At 69.1% G+C, this 15631-nt stretch carries 12 protein-coding genes; all 12 read left to right on the top strand.

Going from position 1 to position 15631, the window contains the following annotated elements; all coding sequences use genetic code 11:
• Positions 1-90 precede the first annotated feature (90 nt).
• The 12 genes from atpD to FHY06_RS30950 all read left to right on the top strand — a co-directional run bounded on the left by atpD (position 91) and on the right by FHY06_RS30950 (position 15630).
• Positions 91-1491: a F0F1 ATP synthase subunit beta gene (atpD, locus tag FHY06_RS31005; protein ID WP_019657635.1), complete on the top strand. Its 1401-nt coding sequence runs from the start codon at positions 91-93 to the stop codon at positions 1489-1491.
• A gap of 12 nt (positions 1492-1503) precedes the next feature.
• Entirely contained in the window at positions 1504-1923 is a 420-nt protein-coding gene (locus FHY06_RS31000; RefSeq protein WP_019657634.1) for a F0F1 ATP synthase subunit epsilon, read from the top strand.
• A 228-nt stretch (positions 1924-2151) separates the two neighbouring features.
• Positions 2152-3321 (top strand): ROK family protein, encoded by a 1170-nt coding sequence (locus FHY06_RS30995; protein WP_126185948.1) that lies wholly within the window; start codon positions 2152-2154, stop codon positions 3319-3321.
• Positions 3321-4934, top strand: coding sequence for a sugar ABC transporter ATP-binding protein (locus FHY06_RS30990; RefSeq protein WP_184607368.1), 1614 nt, complete (start codon positions 3321-3323; stop codon positions 4932-4934). The genes FHY06_RS30995 and FHY06_RS30990 overlap by 1 nt, the downstream gene beginning before the upstream one ends.
• 160 nt (positions 4935-5094) lie before the next feature.
• Positions 5095-6105: an ABC transporter permease gene (locus tag FHY06_RS30985; RefSeq protein WP_019657631.1), complete on the top strand. Its 1011-nt coding sequence runs from the start codon at positions 5095-5097 to the stop codon at positions 6103-6105.
• A 160-nt stretch (positions 6106-6265) separates the two neighbouring features.
• Positions 6266-7228 (top strand): substrate-binding domain-containing protein, encoded by a 963-nt coding sequence (locus FHY06_RS30980; RefSeq protein WP_019657630.1) that lies wholly within the window; start codon positions 6266-6268, stop codon positions 7226-7228.
• Between the two features lie 168 nt (positions 7229-7396).
• Positions 7397-8563 carry a Gfo/Idh/MocA family protein gene (locus tag FHY06_RS30975; RefSeq protein ID WP_184607344.1) on the top strand — a complete coding sequence of 389 codons (1167 nt, stop codon included), beginning with the start codon at positions 7397-7399 and terminating at the stop codon, positions 8561-8563.
• A gap of 25 nt (positions 8564-8588) precedes the next feature.
• Positions 8589-9311 (top strand): phosphatase PAP2 family protein, encoded by a 723-nt coding sequence (locus FHY06_RS30970; RefSeq protein ID WP_165924625.1) that lies wholly within the window; start codon positions 8589-8591, stop codon positions 9309-9311.
• Between the two features lie 77 nt (positions 9312-9388).
• Positions 9389-9952: a DUF3617 family protein gene (locus FHY06_RS30965; RefSeq protein ID WP_184607343.1), complete on the top strand. Its 564-nt coding sequence runs from the start codon at positions 9389-9391 to the stop codon at positions 9950-9952.
• A 97-nt stretch (positions 9953-10049) separates the two neighbouring features.
• Complete coding sequence (locus tag FHY06_RS30960) at positions 10050-11180, top strand: ligase-associated DNA damage response exonuclease (protein ID WP_184607342.1); 1131 nt, start codon at positions 10050-10052, stop codon at positions 11178-11180.
• Positions 11177-12832, top strand: coding sequence for an ATP-dependent DNA ligase (locus tag FHY06_RS30955; RefSeq protein ID WP_184607341.1), 1656 nt, complete (start codon positions 11177-11179; stop codon positions 12830-12832). The genes FHY06_RS30960 and FHY06_RS30955 overlap by 4 nt, the downstream gene beginning before the upstream one ends.
• Positions 12829-15630 carry a ligase-associated DNA damage response DEXH box helicase gene (locus FHY06_RS30950; RefSeq protein ID WP_184607340.1) on the top strand — a complete coding sequence of 934 codons (2802 nt, stop codon included), beginning with the start codon at positions 12829-12831 and terminating at the stop codon, positions 15628-15630. The genes FHY06_RS30955 and FHY06_RS30950 overlap by 4 nt, the downstream gene beginning before the upstream one ends.
• The last annotated feature ends 1 nt before the right edge of the window (position 15631 follow it).

Here is a 15631-nt window from a genome sequence, read left to right as displayed (position 1 = left end):
CTTTCTTGCACAAGCGGCCCGTTTTGGCAGCAGGACGCTTCTGCAAGAACCTGTCGCAAATTTATTGAGATCCATCCAGAAGGAAACGCCATGGCTGAAGGAAAAATTGTCCAATGTATCGGCGCCGTGGTCGACGTGGAGTTCCCGCGTGACCAGATGCCCAAGGTCTACGACGCCTTGAAGTTCGAAGGCGGCGGGCTGACCCTCGAAGTTCAGCAGCAGCTCGGCGACGGCGTGGTGCGCACCATTGCACTGGGCTCGTCCGACGGTCTGCGTCGCGGCCTGATCGTGACCAACACCGGCGCTCCCATCACCGTGCCGGTCGGCAAGGCCACCCTCGGCCGCATCATGGACGTGCTCGGCCGTCCGATCGACGAGCGCGGCGACGTGGGCCAGGAGCTCACCGCTTCGATCCACCGCAAGGCTCCCGCATACGACGAACTGTCGCCCTCGCAGGACCTGCTGGAAACCGGCATCAAGGTGATCGACCTGGTCTGCCCGTTCGCCAAGGGCGGCAAGGTGGGTCTGTTCGGCGGCGCCGGCGTGGGCAAGACCGTGAACATGATGGAACTCATCAACAACATCGCCAAGGCTCACTCGGGTCTGTCGGTGTTCGCAGGCGTGGGCGAACGTACCCGCGAAGGCAATGACTTCTATCACGAGATGGCCGATTCGGGCGTCGTGAACCTCGAGAAGCTCGAGGACTCGAAGGTGTCCATGGTCTACGGCCAGATGAACGAACCCCCGGGCAACCGTCTGCGCGTGGCGCTGACCGGCCTGACCATCGCCGAGTCGTTCCGCGACGAAGGCCGTGACGTTCTGTTCTTCGTGGACAACATCTACCGCTACACGCTGGCCGGTACCGAAGTGTCGGCTCTGCTGGGCCGCATGCCTTCCGCCGTGGGCTACCAGCCGACGCTGGCCGAGGAAATGGGCCGCCTGCAGGAGCGGATCACGTCGACCAAGGTCGGCTCGATCACCTCGATCCAGGCCGTGTACGTGCCTGCCGACGACTTGACCGACCCGTCGCCCGCCACCACCTTCGCCCACCTGGACTCCACCGTGGTGCTGTCGCGTGACATCGCTTCGCTGGGTATCTACCCCGCCGTGGACCCGCTGGACTCGACCTCGCGCCAGCTCGACCCGAACGTGGTCGGCGAAGAGCACTACAACGTGGCCCGCGCCGTGCAGGGCACGCTGCAGCGCTACAAGGAACTGCGCGACATCATCGCCATTCTGGGCATGGACGAACTGGCTCCGGAAGACAAGCTGGCCGTGGCCCGTGCCCGCAAGATCCAGCGTTTCCTGTCGCAGCCGTTCCACGTGGCCGAAGTGTTCACGGGCTCGCCCGGCAAGTACGTGCCGCTGGCGGAAACCATCCGCGGCTTCAAGATGATCGTGAACGGCGAAGCCGACCACCTGCCCGAGCAGGCGTTCTACATGGTCGGCACCATCGACGAAGCGTTCGAGAAGGCCAAGAAGGTCGCTTAAGAAGGAATCACCATGGCAGGCACCATTCATGTGGACGTGGTCAGCGCGGAAGAGTCGATCTTCTCGGGCGAAGCCAAGTTCGTCGCGCTGCCCGGTGAAGCCGGTGAGCTCGGCATCTTCCCGCGCCACACCCCGCTGATCACGCGCATCCGCCCCGGCGCCGTGCGCATCGAAACCGCCGACGGCAAGGAAGAGTTCGTCTTCGTGGCCGGCGGCATCCTCGAAGTGCAGCCGAACGCCGTCACCGTGCTGTCCGACACCGCGATCCGCGGCAAGGATCTCGACGACGAGAAGGCCAACCAGGCCAAGGCCGCAGCCGAAGAAGCGCTGAAGAACGCGAAGAGCGACATCGACATCGCGATGGCCCAATCCGAGCTGGCCGTGATGGCCGCCCAGATCGCGGCGCTGCGCAAGTACCGTCAGAAGAAGTAAGCTCCCTTCGCTGGAGCACAAGAAAGCCGCCCTCGAGGCGGCTTTTTTTCGTCCTGCGATCCTTCGGAAGCAATCGACTTTGACCTCGATAAGGTCGAAGTTTGGCCTTGTCCGGCTGAAGCCTGCCACCTAGTATTCGCCTTCGCCCGGCGGCCTGACCGTTGGCGCAAGACAAGAACACTGGAGACAAGGCGCGTGGCACCCTGGAGTGGCATCACTGCGGACGAGATGCGTTTGCTGGAAACGACCTTCTGGTCGGCCGGCGGTTCGCGCCATGCCATGGCGGAGCAGCTGGGCTTTTCCAAGAGCAAGGCCAACGGGCTGATCGCCGGTCTCGTCGACCAGGGCCTGCTCGCCGAGGCCGGCCTGCAGCGCTCCTCGGGCGGGCGCCGCCCCGAAAACCTCCAGCTGCATGCCGGGCTCGGCGTGCTCGTCGGCGTCGACATCGGCGCCACCAGCCTCGACGTGGCCGTGCTGCGCCCCGACCTCAGCGTGCTCGTCCAGCACGACGAACCCGCCGACGTGCGCGAAGGGCCGGCGGTCGTGCTGGCCCGAGTGCGCGTGCTGATGCGCGAGCTGTTGGCGCGCTGCGGCCACACCGCGAAGGACGTGCTCGGCATCGGCATCGGCGTGCCCGGCCCGGTCAACTTCGAGATCGGCCAGCTCGTCAATCCGCCGCTGATGCCCGCCTGGGACAGCTTCTCGATCCGCGACTACCTGCGTGAGGACTACGCCGCTCCCGTCTTCGTCGACAACGACGTGAACCTGATGGCGCTCGGCGAACTGTGGCGCCTCAGGCGCTCGCTGCAGAACTTCCTCGTCATCAAGATCGGTACCGGCATCGGCTGCGGCATCGTGTGCCACGGCGAGGTGTACCGCGGCGCCGCCGGTTCGGCCGGCGACGTGGGCCACATCTGCGTCGACCAGGAGGGTCCGCGCTGCCATTGCGGCAACCTCGGCTGCGTCGAGGCGATGGCCGCCGGACCGGCGATCACGCGCATGGCGGTGCAGGCCGCGGAAGCGGGCGAGAGCGCCGCGCTGGCCGAGGTGCTGCGCCAGCACGGTCGCATCGACGCGATCGACGTGGGCCAGGCCAGCCGGGGCGGCGACACGGCCGCCAACGCGATCATCCAGCGCGCGGGCAGCCTGATCGGGCAGATGCTCGCGTCGGTCGTCAACTTCTTCAATCCCTCGCATGTGTTCATCGGCGGCGGCATCACGCGCATCGGGCCGCTGTTCCTGGCTGCCGTGCGGCAGAGCGTGTACCAGCGCTCGCTGGCGCTTTCGACGCGGCACCTGGAAATCCAGTACACGCCGCTGGGCATGCAGGGCGGCGTGATCGGCGCCGGGGTGCTCGCGATGCAGGAAACCCTGAAGGCCCGAGGGGTGGCGCCATGATGGGCACGGCCGCCAGCCAGGCGACGGACAAGGGCAGCGTCGCCGTCGAGTTCGACGGCATCGTGAAGGCCTTCGGTCCGGTGCAGGTGCTGCACGGCGTGAGCTTCGCGCTGGCACCCGGCCGCGTCTACGGCCTGCTCGGCGAGAACGGCGCGGGCAAGTCCACGTTGATGAAGATCCTCGCGGGCTACGAGTCGCCCAGCGGCGGCACGCTGAAGATCAACGGGCAGCCGCAGCAGTTCGCGAGTTCGCGCGATGCCGAGGCGCTGGGCATCGTGCTGATCCACCAGGAGTTCAACCTCGCCGAGGACCTGAACGTGGCCCAGAACATCTTCCTGGGCCACGAGAAGAAGATGTGGCCCCTGGGCCGTCGCTTCGCGCCGTCCGCCCCCCGAGGGGAGCAAGGAAGCTTGGGGCGGCCCGGCGCTTCCTCGAAGGGCTGGCTGCTCGACGACGTCGCCATGGAGCGCGATGCCGCCGCCGCGCTCGCGGCGGTCGGCCTGAACATCGACCCGCGTACCAAGGTGCGCAGGCTCATCGTCGCGGAGAAGCAGCTCGTCGAGATCGCGAAGGCCATCGCGCGCCGTGCCCGTCTGCTCGTGATGGACGAGCCGACCGCCACGCTCACGCCCGGCGAGACGGAGCGCCTGTTCAGGCTCATCGCCCAGCTGCGCGCCGACGGCGTGACCATCGTCTACATCTCGCACAAGCTCGACGAGGTGGAGCAGGTGACCGACGATGTCATCGTCATGCGCGACGGCCGCTTCGTCGCGCGCGCGCCGACGGCCGAGGTCACGCGCCAGCAGATGGCCAACCTGATGGTGGGCCGCGAGCTGGCCGACCTCTACCCGCCGCGCGACCCGGTGACCACCGCAAGCGCACCCGCCATGCGCGTGCAGGGCTTCAGCGTGCCGGGCTGGGCGCAGGACGCGAGCTTCGAGGTGCGCCCCGGCGAGATCCTCGGCTTCGCGGGCCTCGTCGGCGCCGGCCGCACCGAACTTTTCGAGGGCCTGCTCGGCCTGCGGCCCGCCAGCGGCGGCAGCGTCGAGATGCTCGGCAAGCCCGTCGCGCACGGCAAGGGCTGGCGCAATCCGCGCGATGCGGCGCGGCACGGCCTCACCTACCTGAGCGAAGACCGCAAGGGCAAGGGCCTGCACGTCGACTTCGGCCTGCGCCAGAACCTCACCCTGATGGCGCTGGAGCGCTACGCGCAACCCTGGCTCAAGCCGGAGGCCGAGCGCGGTGCGCTGGCCGAGGCGGTGAAGGACTACGGCATCCGCACCGGTTCGCTCAACGTGAAGGCCTCGTCCCTGTCGGGCGGCAACCAGCAGAAGCTCGCGCTCGCCAAGGTGCTGCAGCCCAGGCCCAAGGTGGTGGTGCTCGACGAGCCCACGCGCGGCGTCGACGTGGGCGCCAAGCGCGACATCTATTTCCTGATCCAGCGACTCGCCCGCGAAGGGCTCGCGGTGATCGTCGTCTCGTCGGAGCTGATGGAGCTGATCGGCCTGTGCCACCGCGTCGCAGTGATGCGCGCGGGCCGCATCGTCGCCACGCTCGACGCCGACCATCTGACAGAAGAGGAGCTGATCGCTCATGCCACCGGAACCAGATGAGCTAACCCCCAGGCTGCGCGCACTTCGTGTCGCTACGCCAACCCCCTTGCAGGGGGCAACACCAGCGGCCCGGCAAAGCCGGTTCCGCGGTGTTCCCCGAACGAGCTTCGCTGAGCTCGCTGCCGAGTCGCAATTGCATGCCCCAACGAATCGATAAGACATGGCTTCCCCTACCGATTCCGCCGAAACCACGCACCGCAGCGAGGCGAAGCCGCGCTGGACCGAGCGCCTGCACGGGCTCGGCCCCGTCATCGGCCTGGTGCTGCTGTGCATCGCCGGCACGCTGCTGAACGGCGACTTCGCGACCCTCGACAACGCGATGAACGTGCTCACGCGCACGGCCTTCATCGGCATCATCGCGGTGGGCATGTGCTTCGTGATCATCTCGGGCGGCATCGACCTGTCGGTGGGTTCGATGGCGGCGCTGATCGCCGGCAGCGTGATCATGTTCATCAACTGGGCCGGGCCGGCCTCGGGCTCGCCGCTGCTGGCGGTGGTGATGGGCGCGGTGCTCGCGGTGGTGCTCGGCGCGGTGTTCGGGCTGGCGCACGGGCTGCTCATCACCAAGGGGCGCATCGAACCCTTCATCGTGACGCTGGGCACGCTGGGCATCTTCCGCGCATACCTCACGTACTTCGCCGACGGCGGCGCGCTCACGCTCGACAACGACCTGTCCGATCTCTACGCGCCCGTGTACTACGCGAGCCTCGCCGGCATCCCGGTGCCGGTGTGGGTGTTCGTGATCGTCGCCGTCGTGGGCGGCCTCATCCTCAACCGCACGGCCTACGGCCGCTACGTACAGGCCATCGGCTCGAACGAGCAGGTGGCGCGCTACGCGGCGGTGGACGTCGACCGCGTGAAGATCCTCACCTACGTGCTGCTCGGCGTGTGCGTGGGCATTGCGACGCTGCTGTACGTGCCGCGGCTGGGCTCGGCCTCGCCGACCACCGGCCTGCTGTGGGAGCTGGAAGCCATTGCGGCGGTGATCGTCGGCGGCACCGCGCTCAAGGGCGGCGCGGGCAGCATCACCGGCACGGTGGTGGGCGCAATCCTGCTATCGGTCATCAGCAACATCCTGAACCTCACCAGCATCATCAGCGTGTACCTCAACGCGGCGGTGCAGGGCTTCGTGATCATCATCGTGGCGTTCCTCCAAAGAGGCAGGAGATGAACTCTCCCCCAGGCTTCGCGCGCTTCGTGTCGATGCGCCACCCCCTCGACAGGAGCAACACCGGCGGCCCGTCGAAGCCGGTTCCGCGGCGTGGCGCGAACCGGTCATCGGCTCAGTTTTCCGTTCCCGTTCCCTCATCAACCACAAGGAGACATCCAGCATGACGACTTTCACCCGACGCCTCGCTCTCACGGCGGTTGCCGCCGCAGCGTTCGCCAGCCTGCCCGCGCTCGCCGCGGAGAAGGTCAACCTCGGCGTTTCGATTCCCGCGGCCACGCACAGCTTCATGGGCGGCATCAACTACTGGGCCAACCAGGCGAAGAAGGACCTGGAGAAGGAACACAAGGACCTGAAGATCACCATCAAGACGGCCGCCAACGCGCCCGAGCAGGCCAACCAGCTGCAGGACCTCTCGACGGTCACCAAGATCAACGCGCTGGTCGTGTTCCCCTTCGAGTCGGCCGCGCTGACCAAGCCGGTGGCCCAGGTCAAGGCCAAGGGCGCCTACGTGACGGTGGTGGACCGCGGCCTCACCGACACCAGCGCGCAGGATGCGTACGTGGCCGGCGACAACACCGCCTTCGGCAAGATCCCGGCCGAATACATCGTGAAGCAGCTCAACGGCAAGGGCAACGTGGTGGCGCTGCGCGGCATCGCGACCACGCTGGACAACGAGCGCATGGACGCCTTCAACGCGGTGCTCAAGAGCAGCCCCGACATCAAGCTGCTCGATGCCAAGTACGCCAACTGGAACCGCGACGACGCCTTCAAGGTCACGCAGGACTACCTCACGCGCTTCAAGAACATCGACGCCATCTGGGCCGCCGACGACGACATGGCCGTGGGCGTGCTCAAGGCCGTCGAGCAGGCCAAGCGCGACGACATCAAGATCATCTTCGGCGGCGCGGGCGCCAAGGGCATGGTCAAGACCATCATGGACGGCAAGGACCCGCGCATCACGGCCGACGTGAGCTACTCGCCCAAGTTCATCTACGACGCGATCAAGCTCACGGCCGAGGCGCGGCTGAAGGGCGAGAAGCTGCCGGCGACCACGATCATTCCTTCGGTGCTCATCACCAAGGAAAACGCCAAGGACTTCTACCACCCCAATTCGCCGTTCTGATGTTCTGAAGCGGCAGGCCCGCCTTGCTCCCTCTCCCCCTGGGGGAGAGGGTTGGGGTGAGGGCCAGCGGTGCCGGCGAAAACGGTGCGTGCGCAAGTGCCGCCACCCTCACCCTAGCCCTCTCCCCAAGGGGAGAGGGAACAGTTTCCGGAAACGCCGAGACGATCGATGACAGACACACCTCCTCGCAAACTGCGCTACGCCATGGTCGGCGGCGGCCGCGACGCCTTCATCGGCGCCGTGCACCGCAAGGCCATGGCGCTCGACGGGCAGATCGAGCTCGTCGCGGGCGCGCTCTCGTCCAGCCCCGAGAAGGCGCGCGCCTCGGGCCGCGACCTCGGCCTGGCCGACGGGCGCAACCACGGCGACTGGCAAGAGCTCCTGGCCGACGAGCTGAAGCGGCCCGAGGACGAGCGCATCGACTTCGTGTCGATCGTCACGCCCAACCACGTGCACTTTCCGGTGGCTCAGGCCTTCGCCGAAGCGGGTTTCCACGTGGTGTGCGACAAGCCGCTGGTGCACACGCGCGAGCAGGCCGACGCGCTGGTCGCCACCGTCGCGGAGAAGGGCACGGTCTTCGGCGTCACCTACAACTACACCGGCTACCCGATGGTCCGGCAGGCGCGCGAGATGGTGCGCTCGGGCCTGATCGGCGAGGTGCGCAAGGTCGTCGTCGAATACAACCAGGGCTGGCTCGCGAGCCATGTCGAAGCCGGCGGCGGCAACAAGCAGGCCGACTGGCGCACCGACCCCGCACGCAGCGGCGCTGCGGGCGCCATCGGCGACATCGGCTCGCATGCCGAGAACCTGGTGGCCACCGTCACCGGCCTGCGCATCGAGAGCCTGTGCGCCGACCTCGGCGCGCTGGTGCCGGGCCGCATGCTCGACGACGACGGCAGCCTGCTGCTGCGCTTCGAGGGCGGCGCGCGTGGCGTGCTGGTGGCCTCGCAGATCAACACCGGCCTGGAGAACGACCTGCGCCTGCGCGTGTCGGGCACGCTGGGCACGCTCGAATGGCACCAGGAGCAGCCGAGCCGGCTGGTGCACCTGCCGCACGACGGACCGCTGCAGGTGCTCACGCGCGGCGCGCCATGGCTGTGCGAATCCGCCAAGCGCGCGAGCCGGCTGCCGGCGGGGCACCCGGAAGGCTTCATCGAGGCCTTCGCGAACGTGTACGCGGGCGTGGCGGCGGACATCCGCGCCAGGCTCGCGGGCCGGCCGGCCGATCCGCTGGCGGCCGACTACCCGCGCGTGGAGGACGGCGCGCGCGGCGTGCGCTTCATCGAACGCACGGTGGCTTCGGCGAAAAGCGAATTAAAGTGGACGCCCTGGTAGCGCGCGGCGCGCTGCCCGGGCTTCCATGACACCTCCCGCGTCCGACGCCACGTCCTCCACCTCTTCTTCGTCGTCTTCTGCAGCATCGCCTCCATCGATGCTGCCGCCATGGCTCGCGGGCCTGTGGAGGCGCTGCATCACGCTGTTCCCGCTGAAGCTGGTCGGCAATACCGTCGCCACGCTCGGCTTCTTCCCGCTGTACTTCTGGATCATGAGGAACGCGGGCCAGGCCTGGGTGCTGCCCCTCACGCCCATCGACGGGCTCATCGCCTTCTGGCCCTGGCTGCTGCCGGTGTATCTCTCGCTGTGGGGCTACATCGCGCTGCCGGTGCTGCTGGCCCGGGACATGCGCGAGCTCGTCGGTTTCTCGCTGGGCTGCGCGGCGATGACGCTGCTGGCGCTGCTCGTGTTCTGGTTCCTGCCCACGGCGATTCCCAACTTCGCGGTCGAGACCACGCCCGGCACCTCGCTGCAGTTCCTCAAGATGGTCGATTCGGCGGGCAATGCCTTTCCGTCGCTGCACGTGTCGTTCTCGGTGTTCACCTGCGTGGTGCTGGCGCGCCAGCTGCGGGCGGTGGGAGCGCCGGCCTGGCTGCGCGCCGTCAACGTGGCCTGGGCCGTGGGCATCGTCTATTCGACGATGGCGGTGCGCCAGCATGTGCTGATCGACGTGCTGGGCGGCCTGGCGCTGGGCGTGGCTTTCGGCCTCGCCACGCGCGAGCGCGCCGCGGCGGCCGCACCGGCGTAGGCCGATCGCGGTATTCCGGCGCGGCGGTGCGCACGGTACAACCCGGGCTTCGCCACTCGAAGGAACCGGAGACCGCCATGAAGATTCGCCTGTGCACCGTCGAAGCCGACATCGGGGCCTGCATCGCGGCCTTCCTGGCCGCCGGCCTCGTCGCTGCGCCCGCGTTCGCGCTCGACTTTCCCTCGCGCAAGCCTGGCCTCTGGGAAATCCGGACCCAGGCGGGCGAAGCCGCGGGCAAGGCCGCCGGCCCCGGCGGCGCCCACACGGTGCAGCAGTGCATCGACGCCGCCACCGACAAGGCGCTGCGCGACATGGGCCAGGGCATGGGCAAGGACATGTGCTCCAAGCAGGCGCTGAGCTCGGACGGCGGCAAGCTGGTCATGGACTCGGTCTGCAAGATCGGCAACACGGTGGCCACCTCGCACGCCGTGATCAGCGGCGATTTCCAGACCGCCTACCGCATGGAGAGCAAGTCCACCTACAGCCCGCCGCTGATGGGCCGCGCCGAAGGAACGAGCGCCATGGAGGCCAGGTGGCTCGGCCCCTGCAAGGCCGACCAGAAGCCGGGCGACATGGTCATGCCCAACGGCATGAAGATGAACGTGCTCGACATGATGAAGAACGGCCCCAGGCGCCCCTAGCGTTCCGGGTCGGGCCGGCGGGTAGGCGCCCGCCCACAACGCTTTGCGCCCGGCGCACGGCGGCGCAGAAGCCCGCCAGCGCCTACGATGGCGGGCCATGCCTCCCGCAAAGCAGGAAGAAGACCTCCTCGTCGTCGCCAGGCCCGAGGGCCTGTACTGCCCGCCCGGCGATTTCTACATCGACCCGTGGCGGCCGGTGGCGCGCGCCGTCATCACGCATGCGCATTCCGACCACGCGCGAGCCGGGCACGGGCACTACCTCGCGCACACCGACAGCGCCGGCACGCTGCGCGCGCGCCTGGGCCGCGACATCGCGCTGCAGACGCTGCCCTACGGCGAGGTGATCGAGCACCACGGCGTGCGCGTCTCGCTGCATCCGGCGGGCCATGTGCTGGGCTCGGCGCAGGTGCGGCTCGAGCACGGCGGGCGCGTGTGGGTGGCCTCGGGCGACTACAAGACCGAGCCCGACGGCACCTGCCCGCCGTTCGAGCCGGTGCCCTGCGACACCTTCATCACCGAATCGACCTTCGGCCTGCCGGTCTACCGCTGGCCCACGCAGCCGGTGCTGTTCGCGCAGATCGACGCATGGTGGCGCGCCAACGCCGAAGCCGGTCGCGCCTCGGTGCTGTTCTGCTATGCCTTCGGCAAGGCGCAGCGCATCCTGCACGGCGTGGACGCGAGCATCGGACCCATCGTCGTGCACGGCGCGGTGGAGCCACTCAATGCCGTCTACCGGGCGGCCGGCGTGGCATTGCCGCCGACCTTGCGCGTGGGAGACGAAGGCGTCGATGCCGCACTGCTGAAGCGCGCGCTGGTGCTCGCGCCTCCTTCCGCGCAGGGCTCGCCATGGATGAAGCGCTTCGGCAACTACGCCGACGCCTTCGCCAGCGGCTGGATGCAGCTGCGCGGCGCGCGCAGGCGGCGCGGCGTGGACCGGGGCTTCGTGATGTCCGACCACGCCGACTGGCCCGGCCTGCAGCAGGCCATCGCCGGCACCGGGGCCGAGCGCGTGTTCGTCACGCATGGCAGCGTGCAGGTGATGGTGCGGTGGCTCACCGAGAACGGGCTCGACGCGCAATCCTTCAGGACCGAGTACGGCGATGAAGATGATCAGGAGACTTCCTCCTCCTCTGGGGGCGGGCAGGGGAGGGGGCAGGCGGTGCTCGATGGGGAGGCCGAGAGCCCCCATCCCAACCTTCCCTCAGAGGGGGAAGGAGAGATGCAGTGAAGGCCTTCGCCGCGCTGTACCACGAACTCGACGCCAGCACGTCGAACCTCGCCAAGCAGGCCGCATTGCAGCGCTACCTGCGCGAGGCCGACCAGGCGGATGCGGCCTGGGCCGTCTACTTCCTCGCGGGCGGCAAGCCGCGCCAGCTGGTGCCCGTCAAGCTGCTGCGGCTGCTCGCGCAGGAGGCGGCGGGCCTGCCCGAGTGGCTGTTCGACGAGAGCTACGACGCGGTGGGCGACCTGGCCGAGACCATCGCGCTGCTGCTGCCGCCACCCACCGACGCGCACGACCTGGGCCTTGCCGCATGGGTCGAGCAGCACCTGCTGCCGCTGCGTGACGCCGCGAAGAACGCGCCCGACGAGCTTGCCGACCGCCTGCGTGCGCAGTGGCGGCAGCTCGCGCCCGAGGAGCGGCTGGTGTACTTCAAGCTCATCACCGGCGCGTTCCGCGTCGGCGTGTCGAAGCTGCAGGTCACGCAGGCGCTCGCGGCCGTGGGCGGCATCGACGCCAAGCGCGTGGCGCAGCGGCTCATGGGCTACACGCACATCGGAGGAAGGCCGCGGGCCGCCGACTACCAGTCGCTCATCGCTCCGGAGTCGGGCACCGAGCAGGAGCAGAAGACCAGCGGCCAGCCCTATCCCTTCTTCCTTGCGCATCCGTTCAACCTGCCGCTGGAGCAGTTCGACGCGGTGCTGGGCCCGCCCTCGGACTGGATCGTCGAATGGAAGTGGGACGGCATCCGCGCGCAGCTGGTGACGCGCGCGGGCACGGTGTGGGTGTGGTCGCGCGGCGAGGAACTGGTGACCGAGCGCTTCCCCGAACTCGCCGCGCTCGGCGAGGCGCTGCCCGACGGCACGGTGCTCGACGGCGAGATCGTCGTCTGGCGCGAGGGCCGCGTGCAGCCCTTCGCCGAGCTGCAGAAGCGCATCGGCCGCAAGACGCTCGGCGCCAAGCTGCTGCGCGACATACCGGTTGTGCTGCTGGTCTACGACATCCTTGAATGGGAGGGGCGCGACCTGCGCGCGCTGCCGCAGTCGGAGCGCCGCGTGCTGCTCGACGAACTGGTCGGGCGCATGGACCACCCCTCGCTGCTGCCCAGCCCGATGCTCGCCGGAGCCGACTGGCCCGACCTCGCGCGCCAGCGCGAAGCGGCGCGCGCCATGGGCGTGGAAGGGATGATGCTCAAGCGCCGCGACGCGCAGTACGGCGTGGGCCGCACCAAGGACGTGGGCGTGTGGTGGAAGTGGAAGATCGATCCGCTGAGCGTCGACGCGGTGCTGATCTACGCGCAGCGCGGCCACGGCCGGCGCGCCAGCCTCTTCAGCGACTACACCTTCGCGGTGTGGGACGGCCCGCCCGGGCAGGAAGACCGCAGGCTCGTGCCCTTCGCCAAGGCCTACTCGGGCCTCACCGATGCCGAGATGGCGCGCGTGGACGCGATCATCCGCAAGACCACCGTGGAGAGCTTCGGCCCGGTGAAGAGCGTGAAGCCCACGCTGGTGTTCGAACTCGGCTTCGAAGGCATCGCGCGCAGCACGCGGCACAAGAGCGGCATCGCGGTGCGCTTTCCGCGCATGCTGCGCTGGCGCGAGGACAAGCCGGTGGAAGAGGCCGACACGCTTCAGACGCTGGCGGCGTTGTTGCCTGAATGAGCAGCGATCCAGAAGCCCCGTCTTCACTCCCTCCCCCTCTGGTGGAGGGCAGGGGTGGGGGGGCGCGGCGCACCGAGAAGGCGCTGCCCGTCGACGTCCGCCTGCCCCCATCCCGACCTTCCCCCGAAGTGGGAAGGAGCAAGGCAGTCAAGGCCGCGCTCGATGCATGGTTCGCCGAGCGCGGATGGAAGCCCTTCAAGTTCCAGCGCGAGGTCTGGAAGGCGATCGCCGATGGCAGGTCGGGCATGCTGCATGCCACCACCGGCGCGGGCAAGACCTATGCGGTGTGGCTCGGTGCGCTGCAGGCCTTCGTGCGGGCGCGCAAGACGGCCGCGTCGGCGAATGAGCGGTCGGATGCGCGGCCGAACGCCCGGGCCGTTGCCGATCCGCTCACCGTGCTGTGGCTCACGCCGATGCGCGCGCTGGCGGCCGACACGCTGAGGGCCCTGCAGCAGCCGCTCGAAGCCCTGGGCGCCCGGGTGCATCCATGGAGCGCCGGTGCGCGCAGCGGCGACACCACGTCGGCCGAGCGCAGCGCGCAGAACCAGCGCCTGCCCACGGTGCTCGTCACCACGCCCGAGAGCCTTTCGCTGCTGCTCGCGCGCGCCGATGCACGCGAGGTGCTCGGGCATGTGCGCATGGCGGTGGTCGACGAGTGGCACGAGCTGCTGGGCAACAAGCGCGGCGTGCAGGTGCAGCTTGCGCTCGCGCGGCTGCGGCGCTGGAACCCGGGCCTCGCGGTCTGGGGCATGTCGGCCACGCTGGGCAACCTGCACGAGGCGATGCATGCGCTGCTGGGCCATGAGGACGGCGTGCTCGTGCAGGGCCAGGTGCCGAAGAAGCTCGTCATCGATTCGCTGCTGCCCGGCGTGGCCGAGCGCTTTCCATGGGGCGGGCACCTGGGCCTCACGATGCTGCCGCAGGTGATCGAGGAGATCGCAGCGAGCAGCACCACCCTGGTCTTCACCAACACGCGCTCGCAGGCGGAGATCTGGTACCAGGCGATGTTGGAGGCCAGGCCGGAGTGGGCGGGCCTCATCGCGCTGCATCACGGCTCGCTCGACCGCGAGGTGCGCGAGTGGGTAGAGCTGGGCCTGAAGAGCGGCGAGCTGAAGGCGGTGGTCTGCACCTCCAGCCTCGACCTGGGTGTGGACTTCCTGCCGGTGGAGCGCGTGCTGCAGATCGGCTCGCCCAAGGGCGTGGCGCGGCTGCTGCAGCGAGCGGGCCGGTCGGGCCATGCGCCGGGGCGGCCTTCGCGCATCACGCTCGTGCCCACGCACAGCGTGGAGATGGTGGAAGGCTCTGCCGCGCGCACCGCCATCGCGGCCGGGCACATCGAGGCGCGCCATTCGCCCGAGCAGCCGCTCGACGTGCTGGTGCAGCACCTGGTGACGGTGGCGCTGGGCGGCGGTTTCGTGCCCGACGACCTGTACGAGGAGGTTCGGGGAACGGCCGCCTACGAGAACCTCTCTCGCGAGAACTGGCAGTGGTGCCTGGAGTTCGTGGCGCAGGGCGGACCGTCGCTCGCGGCCTACCCGGACTACAAGCGCGTGGTGCCCGATGCCGAGGGCGTGTGGCGCGTGCCGGATGCGCGCCTGGCGCGGCGGCACCGCATGAACATCGGCACCATCGTGAGCGACGCGAGCATCTCGGTGCAGTACCTCGGCGGCTCGAAGATCGGCAGCGTGGAGGAGAGCTTCGTCGCGCGCATGAAGCCTGGCGACTGCTTCCTGTTCGGCGGCCGCCTGCTCGAACTCGTGCGCATCCACGACATGACGGCCTGGGTGCGGCGCGCCAGCGGCAAGCGGGCCGCGGTGCCGCGCTGGGGCGGCGGGCGCATGCCGTTGTCGAACACGCTGGCAGACGCGGTGGTGCAGCAGCTCGCACAGGCCGGCGAAGGGCGCTACGACTCGCCCGAGCTGCAGTGCGTGCGCCCGCTGCTGGAGATTCAGCAGCAGTGGTCGGCGCTGCCCACGCCGCAGACGCTCCTGGCCGAAACGCTGAGCACGCGCGAGGGCTCGCACCTGTTCCTCTACCCCTTCGCGGGCCGGCATGTGCACCTCGGGCTCGCGAGCCTCCTGGCGTGGCGCGTCGCGCAGCACGAGGCCCGCACCTTCTCGATCGCGGTCAACGACTACGGCTTCGAGCTGCTGAGCGCGACCGAGGTCGACTGGCCGGCGCTGCTGCCGCAGGTGCTGACGCTGCCGCAGGGCGAGGGCGAAGACCAGCGCGCGGCGCTGCTGCACGAGGTGCTGGCATCGCTCAACGCGGGCGAACTGGCGCAGCGGCGCTTTCGCGAGATCGCTCGCGTCTCGGGCCTCATCTACCAGGGCTATCCGGGCGAGAAGCGCAGCAGCAAGCAGCTGCAGGCTTCGTCGTCGCTCTTCTGGGAGGTGTTCCGCAAGTACGACCCCGGCAACAGGCTGCTGCTGCAGGCCGAGCAGGAGCTGCTGGCGCAGGAGCTCGAGATCGGCCGCCTGCGCGCGAGCCTCGAGCGCATCACCACGCAGCGGCTGGTGCTGAAGCCGCTCGTGCGGCCCACGCCGTTCTCGTTCCCGCTGATGGTGGAGCTGTTCCGCGAGAAGCTGTCGAACGAGAACGTGGCCGACCGCATCGCGCGCATGGTCGAGCAGCTCGAGAAGGCCGCGGGCGGTGTGGTCACGGCAGGCGGCGTGGAGCGGGTGAAGGGGACGCTCGCCTTCGGGCAGGAAGGGCCGGGCAAGCCGCCGAAGCCGGTGGGCCAGCGGCGCGACCGCAGGCGGCCGTCGCGGCCCTCAAGGCCGCTGCCGCCGCTCTGAT

Origin of the sequence: Variovorax atrisoli, assembly GCF_014195185.1 — a bacterium.
GTDB lineage: Bacteria > Pseudomonadota > Gammaproteobacteria > Burkholderiales > Burkholderiaceae_C > Variovorax > Variovorax atrisoli.
This window is presented reverse-complemented; position numbering and strand designations above follow the sequence as displayed.